This window comes from Paenibacillus sp. P4_A7, from assembly GCF_056402455.1.
Genome location: NZ_JBFUHJ010000148.1, coordinates 1 through 12,012, shown reverse-complemented (window position 1 = coordinate 12,012; position 12,012 = coordinate 1). Strand labels below are relative to the sequence as shown.

The 12,012-nt window shown below is 42.5% G+C and carries 8 protein-coding genes; 6 read left to right on the top strand and 2 right to left on the bottom strand.

The window, feature by feature from the left end:
• Window positions 1-33: 33 nt before the first annotated feature.
• From AC1DWN_RS17835 to AC1DWN_RS17820, 4 genes are all read left to right on the top strand, one after another.
• Window positions 34-1,524 (top strand): ABC transporter substrate-binding protein, encoded by a 1,491-nt coding sequence (locus AC1DWN_RS17835; RefSeq protein ID WP_477560254.1) that lies wholly within the window; start codon window positions 34-36, stop codon window positions 1,522-1,524.
• Window positions 1,525-1,632: 108 nt separating this feature from the next.
• Complete coding sequence (locus tag AC1DWN_RS17830) at window positions 1,633-3,372, top strand: sensor histidine kinase (RefSeq protein ID WP_477560253.1); 1,740 nt, start codon at window positions 1,633-1,635, stop codon at window positions 3,370-3,372.
• A 2-nt stretch (window positions 3,373-3,374) separates the two neighbouring features.
• Window positions 3,375-4,136 (top strand): response regulator transcription factor, encoded by a 762-nt coding sequence (locus AC1DWN_RS17825; RefSeq protein ID WP_477560252.1) that lies wholly within the window; start codon window positions 3,375-3,377, stop codon window positions 4,134-4,136.
• A 338-nt stretch (window positions 4,137-4,474) separates the two neighbouring features.
• Window positions 4,475-5,983, top strand: coding sequence for an ABC transporter substrate-binding protein (locus AC1DWN_RS17820; RefSeq protein ID WP_477560251.1), 1,509 nt, complete (start codon window positions 4,475-4,477; stop codon window positions 5,981-5,983).
• Window positions 5,984-6,144: 161 nt separating this feature from the next.
• Here the strand turns inward: AC1DWN_RS17820 and AC1DWN_RS17815 are convergent, their stop codons facing one another.
• The gene (locus AC1DWN_RS17815) at window positions 6,145-6,483 is read right to left on the bottom strand and encodes a hypothetical protein (protein WP_477560250.1); all 339 of its coding nucleotides are present in this window, start codon (window positions 6,481-6,483) and stop codon (window positions 6,145-6,147) included.
• Between the two features lie 119 nt (window positions 6,484-6,602).
• On the opposite strand from AC1DWN_RS17815, the gene AC1DWN_RS17810 reads away from it, so the two are divergent.
• Both AC1DWN_RS17810 and AC1DWN_RS17805 read left to right on the top strand, forming a co-directional pair.
• Window positions 6,603-8,720 (top strand): DUF5054 domain-containing protein, encoded by a 2,118-nt coding sequence (locus AC1DWN_RS17810; protein ID WP_477560249.1) that lies wholly within the window; start codon window positions 6,603-6,605, stop codon window positions 8,718-8,720.
• A 22-nt stretch (window positions 8,721-8,742) separates the two neighbouring features.
• Window positions 8,743-11,190 (top strand): glycoside hydrolase family 38 N-terminal domain-containing protein, encoded by a 2,448-nt coding sequence (locus AC1DWN_RS17805; protein ID WP_477560248.1) that lies wholly within the window; start codon window positions 8,743-8,745, stop codon window positions 11,188-11,190.
• Window positions 11,191-11,321: 131 nt separating this feature from the next.
• Here the strand turns inward: AC1DWN_RS17805 and AC1DWN_RS17800 are convergent, their stop codons facing one another.
• Window positions 11,322-11,879 carry an NUDIX domain-containing protein gene (locus AC1DWN_RS17800; RefSeq protein ID WP_477560247.1) on the bottom strand — a complete coding sequence of 186 codons (558 nt, stop codon included), beginning with the start codon at window positions 11,877-11,879 and terminating at the stop codon, window positions 11,322-11,324.
• Window positions 11,880-12,012: the final 133 nt, after the last annotated feature.

Genomic DNA, 12,012 nt, shown 5'->3' with positions numbered 1-12,012 from the left:
GCGCAAAAACATACTTTTATAGGGGGATTTCAGATGAAAAGATCGTTCAAGCTTATATCAACAATCTGTATTATCGCATTACTGGCAACCGTCATGGCAGCCTGCAGCGGTTCCAACTCACCAAAGAACACTGGCAAGACACCAGACACAACGAACACAGATAAACCAGCTAACAAAGACGTTCCAACATTGGTATGGTGGCAAATCGGCGGTACTCCACTTCCGGAAAACTATGAAAAAGCGATCCAGAAGATGAATGATTATACCGCTGAAAAAATCGGTGTAAAAATTGATATCAAAGTTGCAAGCTGGGGCGAGTGGGATTCAAAAATTAACACAATCGTAAACACTGGCGAGCCATTCGACATCATGTTTACAAACAGTGGTAAATACAGCAAGCAGGTAGCTATGGGAGCATTTGCTGACATTACTGACCTGGTTCAAACTGAAACACCTGAACTATACAACTTAATTCCAGAGCAAGTATGGAATGGTACTAAGATCGGTGGTAAAGTGTACTCTGTTCCAACTTACAAGGACTCTTCACTTACACAGTACTGGGTTTATGATGATAAGCTAGTACAAAAGTATAACATCGACGTAGCGAACATTAAGACACTGAAAGACTTGGATAAGCCTTTCCGCGATATGAAAGCTGGCGAAGGTAAGAGCTTCTATCCTTTGCAACTTACTCAAGGTGAAGGTCTTAACGGTATGTTCAACGACTATGATGATATGACATTAGGCTTCGTACCACTTGGTGTTAAAACTGATGATGCTTCACGTAAGGTTGTTTCTATTTTCGAACAGCCAGATGTTATGGATAAGTTGAAGCAAATGCACGTATGGTATAAGGATGGCATCATCAACCCAGATGCTCCAACTAAAGCAGAAGGTGATAAATACAGATCATTCTTCGCAGCACAAGCTTTCCCAGGTGCTGAGGTTGGTATGCAAATCAATGCCGGCGTAGAGAAATATGTAATGGAAAAAACATTGGGTCCTATCTACACAACAAGCACAATTCAAGGTTCATTGAACGCGATCTCTGCAAACTCGAAATATAAAGTAGAAGCATTGAAATACCTACAATTGGTGAACACGGATACAAAGCTACGTAACATGCTTGCATTTGGTGAGCTTGATGTAGACTTCAAGAGCGTTGATGGCGACAAAGTGATTGAGCGTACAACGGATACATGGGTTTTGCCTGCTTACTCACAAGGTACATTCTTCAACATGGCAGTAACAAAAGGTGCACCTATCGATCAGTGGGAGCAAGTTAAGAAATTGAATGAAATGGCTTCTACTTCAACAATTCTAGGCTTCGCCGCTGACGTATCCGATCTCCAAACTGAGATTGCCAACGCTAGTGCTGTTTATGACAAGTACAGATACGAATTGATTACAGGTGCTTCTGACCCTGAAAAAGTTATTCCAAAAATGATTGCTGAATTGAAAAACGCTGGTATGGATAAAATTATGCAAGCAGCGCAAGAGCAAATTGATAATTACTTCAAATAAGCCTCACTAAAAACAAAAAGTATATGGTATAGTTTAATGACTATACCCTATACTTTTTTCGTTCAATAGACAAAATATAATAACTACCTACCTGTGCTGAGGTGCCGCATGAATACTCTTTTGAGTATAACCATTTATCGTAATAAGTTTTGGGCATATCTGATCTTCATTGTATTAGTTGGATTAACGTTACAGGTGTTGACGAGTGCAATCGTGATCAATCAATCGCTTGGCAACGCTCGAATCGAAGCTGCAAATGCTTTTTCTCGCATAGAGAATAACTTCCAAAGCGATACTGATCGCATAGAAGCTTATTTACAGCGACTTTATTCCAATCAGGCTCTAATGAAGGATACTCAATACTTTATGAGTCCAACCATTGGTCAATATCTGACTAATAGACTGTTGAACAACCCATACTCACAAGAGGAGCTTCTATCTTTCCCTGAAGATGTTAAAACATACCTATATCACTGGGCACAAGGAGATATTATGCAAGTCAGCGTACATTCAGCGCAGAGTGGGAATGTTATACTTTTTGATAATAACGGTATCCCTAGTTACCAATTTGGTTTATCCAACGAAGACGAAATATTCCAAGAAAGCATTCAAAAGGGTTTCGTATTTCGAAAGAAATTATTTCAAAGCTCAGAGGGATCAGGTGAAATTCGCTTTCAAGTTAGCAGCGAGCGAATTTTCAGTAGTGTTAGCAATTATAAGCTTGGTAAAGCAGCAGCCGTTAATGCTGCTGGAGATGTATATCTCATAGGCAGTGGTAATATGAAGACAAAGCAAGAGCATAGTGTTCAACTAGCCATTGCTAATAAGGATACACATGGATTTATATTTGATAACTCGTTGACACCGATCTTCTATGACACTTTTTCATCATCGAAGTTTAATTATAGGTTTGTAAGCACAATAGATTTGGGTACATTAATACGACAGCAGAGCTCTGTGCTATTCAAGCTGTTCTCCGTCATATTAACTGCTATGGTCAGCGTATTACTGCTCGTTGTTTATAATCTTCGAGACGATGCTCGTTTCCTGCATCGTATCATTCAATCCATTAAACGAGTGAAAACTGCCGACTTCACCCGTAATAAGCCTGCACGCTATCGGCGTAATGAATACGGCATGATTGCGCGTGAAGTAGACGATATGATCCACCAGCTTGACAAACATATTCGCAATGAATTTGTACTCAAGCTGAAACAGCAGGAAGCTGAGATGAAAGCGCTGCAACATCAGATCAATCCACATTTCCTCTATAATACGCTAGAGGTTATTCGATCTACAGCATTGGTAAATCAGGATGCGCATACGGCAGATGCCATTGCTACTTTAGGTGCATTATATCGTGAGATTGTTCAGAAGGACAATATTATTTCCATTGGAAGCGAACTGGATCTGCTACAAAAATACCTTAAAATTATGGAGTTTAAATACCCTGATCATTTTTATTATCAAATCGATGTTGAGGATTCAGTTCTGGAGCTTCCTACCATAAAGTTTTGGATGCAAACATTAGCTGAGAACTTCTTCGTTCACGGTTTTTCGATTGAGAAGGAGTTTAATCTATTTATAGTCAAAGGCTGGGAAGATAAAAATTTCTATAACTTGGAATTTATCGATAACGGAATCAGCATTGAGGAAGATCGGCTTGCTGATATTCGATATGCCTTATCGAGCAACTACGGCGCGAATACGAAGAGTATCGGCTTATATAATGTCTACACTAGGTTAAAATATTATTATGAGGAAGGCCTTTCCATAAACATCGATAACAATGCTGAAGCAGGCGTTAAAATTTCTGTACAGATTTCTAAAGAGGTGCGAGGTGATTAGAAATGTACAAGCTGTTAATTGTTGATGATGAGCCACAAATTCTAGAAGGAATGAAACGTATTCTGGATTGGAAACACTACGGGTTTGAGCACATCGAAACTTGTAATTCCACAGATGCCGCGGTATCCAGAGCAATGCAGCTATTACCTGATATCGCCATTTTTGATGTGTGCATAGGAAAAAACCGTGGATACGATGCCATTCAAAGACTAAATGAAGCAAACCTTCCAACAAAATATATCATTATGAGCGGTTATAGTGATTTCCACTATGCTCAGCAAGCGATTCGTTGCGGAGTCAAGGATTATTTACTAAAGCCCGTGGATCGTGAAAAGCTGCAACAGGTGATCGAGAATATTATTGTTACGGATCTCCATGGGACAATTGGGAATCAAAATGAAGATTCACTCCAGATGGACCCTGTACTCGGTGTCCCTTATGATACTCTCTCCAAGTTAGTACGACGTATTCTACTCATGGTTAAGACAGAATATGCCCAGAACATCACACTTAAATCTGTCGCAGAACGTTTACAAATGAATAACACCTACCTCGGGCAATTATTTATCAAAGAAACACAGATAAAGCTATCAGAGTATTTGATGATATATCGCATGCAGCGTGCAAAAGAGTTAATTTTATCTACAAATGAGAAGATTCATTGGATTGCTGGTTCAGTAGGATATAATAACTTAAATTATTTTTACACACATTTTCAGAATTACTTTGGAAAATCACCCTCTGATCTTCGCGAAAAAAGTTAACCAGCTTTAATCAAGCGTAAACGGCTGACGCCGTTCTCTGGCGGCATAATCTCGTTTCGCGGTGAAATATAGGCGGAGTATAAACGTGAAACTTATACTTTCCTATATTTTAAGAAGAAACGACTTCGCCGTCCTTATCTAAAGACGAACGGTTTCTCGTCAAAATATAACCTATTATAAATAGTGAAACTTATTAATTCTTATATTTCAAGCGTAAACGGCTGGCGCCGTCCTCTGAAGGCATAAGCTCGTTTCGCGGTGAATTATAAGCATATTATAAGTGTGAAACTTATTAATTCTTATAATTGGACAAAAAATGTGTCGGGGAGATACATGTCATGAATAAATTTAGTTGCCTTATTGTTGGCCTTGCCCTGTTACTCATTACACAACTCACCGGATGCACGAACCAGAATACGACCGCTCCCGATTCCCGTAATGAATCGGCTGTAAACCTGGTTTATTATACGATTGGTGATCCAGATAAGAATCTTAATCTTGTCAATAACAAGATCAATGAGCTTCTTCTACAGAAGATTGGAATTACAATCACATATATTAAGATTGGCTGGGAAGAGTACGAGAATCGTTTGAATACCATGATCTCATCGGACACCTCATTTGATATCGCCTTTGCTCCTAACTTTATAACGTACGCAAAACGCGGTGCCTGGTTGAAGCTAAATGATTATTTAACGAATCAAGGCAAAGAGATGTATGATGYGATTGACCCAATCTTCTGGGAAGGCACGAAGCTTAACGATGGAAGTATTTATGGCATTCCTACGAACAAGGAACTAGCCGTGCTTGAAAACTGGATGTATCCGGAATCATTGATAAAAAAATATAACATCGACATCTCAAAATACAATACTTTAGAGTCACTAGAGCCTCTATTACAAATGATTCAAAAGAATGAACCGGATTACATTCCCATGGAGCTGAACAAGGGCTCTCACAATTTCTTTGCTATGTACGGATATGAATATATTACAAATTATAAAATACCTTTAATGATACAATCGCTGGATCCAACCGCAGCCGTCGTCAATATCTTCGAAACCACTGAAGCCAAGCAAATATTAAAAACACTCAGACATTACTACCAGCTTGGCTTCATTAATCAAGATGCTGCATTGCGTGAACCGGGAGCGCTTCAACGAGATTCTAAGGTGTTTTGGAAAGCCGGAAGCGGCGGACCRCTATCCGATAGCGTCTGGAGTAAAGATCTGGGGTACAAGGTTGTAGTGAATCCTGTCACTCGTGAAATCGCGACGAATGATTCCGTGCTTGGAGGGATGATGGCTGTTAACGCAAACACAAAATATCCAGAAGAATGTATCGCATTTTTAAATTTACTAAATACCGATTCCGAGCTGCGCAATCTATTTAACTATGGTATTGAAGGGATTCATTACAACTTGGATCACAATGGTCAGGTTGTTCTTATTCCACCGAAGGATGATCAGGGAAATTCATTAACGAATRAAGCTCCCAATTATGCGGGGGTTCAATACACACAAGGAAATTGGTTTATCTTAAATACACTAGGTGGTGATTTTCCTGATCCTCTGGATAAATGGGAGCAATTCCGTACGTATAACGCCAAAGTCGCAAAATCTAAAATACTAGGGTTTAGCCCTGACCTATCCATGATGAATGATGAAATTGAGAAATTCGAAATTATATGGCGTAAATACTATCCTCTACTCATGACCGGCAGTGTCGATATCGACACCTTCCTGCCCAAATTTAATGATGAAATGCATAAAGCTGGACTTGAGAACATACGTGCAGAGGTGCAAAAACAGCTTGATGCATGGCGCCAAAAGCATGAAAAATCGTAATTCCCTTGAACCATGTAAAGAAGAAATAGATTCTAAGATATACCGTCTTTCCACAATGGCTCATTCGTAATAGAGAAGCTGCTGTTCAATAACGGCAGCTCCTTTATCAATATGCTCTTGTAATAACCGTGTAAAAGTTCCAGCTGTACTCTACTCAAGTTCTACTGCGTATGATCGAATCCTTCGCCACAGTCCCATATCACTGAGTATGAAGTATCTGTAACGACCACTGCCCCTGTCTTCAAATCGATCGTTCCCTCACCGAAGTCATGCTTCCCTACTCGCGCAACCTGCCGTGCCATTTCCCGATGGGACTGTTGACCAATGACGCGCTCTGCCATGGCTGGATCGACATACGGCCGTTCAAACAAGCCCAATTCAACTTTCAATCGAAAAATTCGCTCTACAGCCAGATTAAGATTCGACAACCCTATCAGCTTCTCCCCCAACGCTCGCTTCAGGTATCTGCCGAAGGATTCGCCTGACATCTCCATGTCCACGCCATATACACTACCTCTCCTACCAATATGTTTCAGATCCTATTAGAAATAAATTGAAACGTCAAATAAGATAAATTGCTATACAATAAACCCGTAACCACTAGGAAGGAGCGATAAGCTTGAAACAAAACGCAACACACATCCACGTTGTATTCAAGACACACTTGGATATTGGCTACACTGATCTCGCGAAAAATGTTACGGATCGATATATGAACCTGTTCTTCCCCAATGCGATTCAAACAGCTAAATATTTTGACGAGCATCCAGAGAAAGGTTCCTTTATCTGGACAACGGGCTCCTGGTTAATCCATTATCTATTAAAGCATGGTACAGACGAAGTTAAACAGCAAGTCGAGGAAGCGATTGCAAAAGACTATTTAAGATGGCATGGTCTTCCTTTTACTTCGTATACCGAATTACTTGATAGCGAATTGCTTGATTATAGCATCCAAATGGCGATGCGCCTTGACCAACGTTTTGGCAAGCGGACGATCGCTGCCAAAATGACAGATGTTCCTGGTCATACACGCTCTTTAATTACGCATATGGCGAAGGCTGGATTAAAGTATTTGCATTTAGGTGTAAATCCTTCTAGCCATGTTCCCCACATCCCTGAAATGTTCTTATGGCGAAATACGGACGGCTCTGAAATTGTTGTCCAATACAGTAAAGATTACGGCTCAACCTTCGAACTTGATGGATTGAACGACGTGCTTTACTTCGCACATACTCATGATAACCATGGGCCTTCCACTGTTGAGCAGATCGAAGCAGAGTTTGCCCAGCTGCGAGAAGTTTATCCACATGCAGAGATTAAAGCTTCTACATTAGACCAGTATGCCGAAAAAGTATGGGAATTCCGTGATGCCTTGCCTGTCGTGGAAGAAGAAATCGGTGACAGCTGGATTCATGGCTCTTCTACAGATCCCTATAAATTAGCTAGCTACCGTGAATTGCTCCGCTTAAAGAGTAAATGGTTGCAAGAAGAGGCGCTTACAGAGAGCGACGAAGAGTATCACAATTTCTGCGATGAGTTGATTATGATCCCTGAGCATACCTGGGGACTAGATATCAAACGATATCTTGCGGATTATATTCATTATGATAAAGATGATTTCGGGCAGGCACGCAAGCGTGACAAGGTCAATATTTGCTTGAATCCACTGGAATATCGTTTCTACGAAATCAATTCACGTGCCGAAATGATGGAAATGTTTGGTGATGAAGCCATAGAAAAGCTGAATGCACGTTCCTTTAGTCTTATGGAGCAGTCTTGGCAGGAGCAGCGTGAATACCTGGATAATGCGATACAAGCCCTTCACCCTGAACGGCGTGCTGAAGCACAAACTGCCCTACTCGCGTTAAAGCCTTCTCGCTGCGCGCTACCAGATGCAACTGTCCTATCTAGTGACCAGCCTTATTCACTAGGAGATTTTGAGGTTGTGTTTGAGAATAACGGTGCTATTGTCGGATTGAAGGATGCTCGTGGTCGAGAGTGGGCTGGCCCTAACAATCTTATCGGATTATTCTCTTACGAGACCTATTCACAGGCCGATTATGACCGCTGGTATCGTGAATACCACCTAAGATGGAAACACACGCATGTGTGGGCAACCGGAGATTTCGGAAAGCCAGGTATGGACTTAACGAAAGATTGGATTGCTCATGAAATCATGACACCGAGGCTCCAGTCCTTGCACGTTGTTTATGGCAAAGAACAAGATGTTGTGCTTGCAAGCCTGCGTATGCCAAGAGCTGCATGCGAGCGCATGGGAGCTCCAAGAGACTTAACGCTCGAATATATTTTCAAGAAAAATACTCATACTGTAGAATGCAAGCTGCAGTGGTTTGACAAGGATGCATATCGCCTTCCTGAGGCAGCTTGGATGAGCTTTAATCCGATCGTTAACAATCCGAATCAATGGAAGCTGGACAAAATCGGACAGCTCGTCTCTCCTTTGGACGTCGTTCAAGGCGGGAATCGCAATATGCATGCGGTACAGCAAGGTGTGTACTATGCAGCTACAGACGGAAAGGTTAGTATTGATACTTTGGATGCTGCACTTGTATGCCCTGGGGAGCCTCGCTTACTCCAGTTTGATCATACATTCGCTTCGCTCACTGGAGGTATGCATGTAAATTTGCATAACAATGTGTGGGGAACAAACTTCCAAGCGTGGTACGATGAAGATGCTTTATTCCGCTTCAAGCTGCATGTTCAATCCCAGCTATAAAGATCCCGAAAGGAGTTTAACTATGACACAGAACAGAACTTGGAAAATTTATGCGATCCAACATTCCCACACCGATATCGGCTATACCGAGCGTCAAGAAAAAATCCGTCAATATCATGTCAACTATATTCGGCAGGCACTGCAAATTGTACGTGATATGGAGAGCGGTACTAGACCTGACTGGAAAGGTTATAAGTGGGTATGCGAAACGTATTGGCCCATTGAATCGTTCCTGTTAAAAGCTACTGACGAAGAAAAAGAAGAATTCGCTCAAGCGGTAAAGAACGGGCATATCGGTCTCTCCGGTACCTATCTCAATTTCAGTGAGCAAATAGATAAAGATGTGCTCTCCGTGATGATTCAACGCGTTACCGATTACGGAAAATCGATTGGGTCCCCTGTCCGTTCTGCTATGACGGCAGACATTACTGGCTTTGGCTGGGGTTACAGTCAAGTGCTGGCGGATGCAGGTATCGACAATTTAATTACATGTATTCATACCCATCACTCCCTGTTCCCTCTGTGGAAGAAGCAGATGCCTTTCTGGTGGGAAACACCTAAAGGAGATCGTATTCTCACTTGGAATGGCGAGCATTATATGTTCGGTAATGATCTCGGTTTGATCCCTGGCATTGGCGGTGCTTATACGATTCGTGATGAGCAAGATGTCCGAAATGGCGTAAACTTTGAAGTAGCCGAAGCACGAATGGATCGTTATTTAGAGCAACTGGATACTGATGGTTATACTTTCCCGTTTGTACCGGTTATGGTGTCCGGACTTCCTACCGATAACGGCTCACCAAATGCAGAATTGATGGATTTTGTGAATCGTTGGAATGAGAAGCATGGCGATCACGTCCTTATTCAACCGGCGACATTGGACGATTTCTTTGCAGATTTTAGAGCTTATGCAGAGGAGCATCCAACTGAAATTGAAACCTTCCGTGGCGACTGGCCTGATTGGTGGACAGATGGCACGGGATCTACACCGATGCATGCACAGATTTTCCGGGAAGCACAACGTGTGTACAAGAAGGTAAAGCAACTAGATCCCGCATATGAGATTATTTCCAAAGAACGTATCGAAGCGATTGAATATGAGCTTGCTCTATTCGCTGAGCATACATGGGGTTATCATTCCTCTGTCACAGAGCCTTGGAATCCGTTCGTTCAGGAGCTTGGCTGTAGGAAAGAAGCCTATGCTGCCCATGCAAGCTCACTCGCTCATACGGCTTTATACGACATCCTTGAAGCGCGTGGCGATGCCTTGCTAGCTCCTAATCGTCCAATGAAGTTCGAGTTGTATAATCCATATGACTTTGCACAAACGGATTATGCTCAGATCATTATGGAAGGCTGGTATTTTTCGGATTTGAAGAACGGCTTTGAAGTCATAGATGAAGCAACTGGTACCAAATACGAGGCTCAAATGGTTACAGCGCCCCGCGGTGTCATCATTACCATCCCGGTAACGCTTCAGCCTAAGCAACAGGTACATTTGACGATTAAGGCTCTTAACAATCAAAAGGCTGTAACTGCGTATCGGACAGATTATGTTGGATCTGATCGTATGATGGATATTATTCCACCTGTCGCGCCGAAGCTTCACGTTACGCCAAAATTTATTGATTCGCCTTTCGTACGACTAGAATGGGAAATTGGTGCCGGCATTACGAAATGGATCGACAAGGCTACGAATAAGGACCTGCTTCGCTCAGACCGGCGTCACCAGCCATTTTCTCCTGTATACAATGTAACACTAGCACCAAATGAATTTGGTATGTATGATGTGCGCCGCAAGATGGGACGTAATCGCCGAGGCCCTGACGCCATTACTTCTGTRGGAACACTTATTAATGTTGATGTTGTTGAAAAGGGAGAATTGAACGTTAAAGTTCGTTTGACGTACAACGTAAATGGCTGCGATCATTATTCCTTGCTCGTTACCGCATACGTTAATCGTGCTCGTGTCGATGTTGCAGTACGCATGCATAAGGAAAGTGTATGGCACCCAGAAAATCTATACATTTCTCTTCCATTTGGAAGTGCTCCTACTTCACAACAGCAACAGCTTTGGGTTGAAAAAACAGGTGCAGCATTGCGTCCGCGAATCGATCAACTACCAGGCTCCCTTGCCGATTTCTACTGTGTGGATGAGGGTGTGGCGTATGTCAGTGAAGCACAAGGTGTTGCGATTGCAATGCCGGATACACCACTTATGCAACTCGGTTCATTAGACTTTGAGGATCGTCTTCTAAACGGACATCCGGAGCTTGCAAATGATCCAGGCCACCTCTACTCATGGCCAATGAATAATTATTGGGAGACGAACTTTAAAGCGACATTAGGAGGATTCTATGAATTCCGTTACTATGTTGCATGGGGTGAGGAGCTCAATACACCAGAAGCTGCTTTGGCGGCATGCACGAGCATGAACGCAGGCATACTGGCTTGGCGAACAAACAAATAAGCATAGCCTAGGGGAAACGCATCGCTGCCAGCGATGCGTTCCCCCTAGCTAATTAAACCGCCGCTATCGTTCTAGTACTGTACTTCGATTCAATCCTTGATAATCGTGGTGACGCTACACTAGTAGATCGATTAGACTCTAAACAGCCCATAGCCTTTTAGCGGAACAACCGGATCTTCATCACGGGTTAACCCTGCTGATTTGCCATGAAAAGCTACATCAACCAGCCAGCGTGTAAAGCCAGCCACATTCATTGTCTCGAGCTCCTCCATACTGAAAAATCCTGCCGCATCCACTTCTACGTTATCAGGTACAGGCTCACCGCCAACGTACTCCATTTCGAATGCGATATAGACGTTATGGATTTTATTAGGCTGATCGCGGAGTGCTACAACGTTTCTTACAATAGCCTCCACTCCGCTTTCTTCAAGAACTTCTCTTCGTATCGTTTCCTCAATCGGCTCCAGCTGTTCAATATAACCGCCAGGATTAGTCCAGTACCCTTTACCAGGCTCTTGCGCTCTCCGTACCAGCAGGATCTTGTCTCCTCTACGGACAAGAGCTCCGACACCAATGCTATAGCTGCCCCAATGAACAAAGCTGCACTGTGTGCATGCCATTCTCTGTATACCGTCAACCTCGCGAAGCTCCAGTTCATGACCACAACTCATACAAAATTTCACTTCCACTACTGTCACCTCTGTCATTTTCTATTCTTTAACTCGTTCACTATTCTATAATTCGACATAAGAAGAAACGACTACGTCGTCCTTGTCTAAGGACAAACGGTTTCTCGTAAAAATATAGGCGGAGTATAAACGT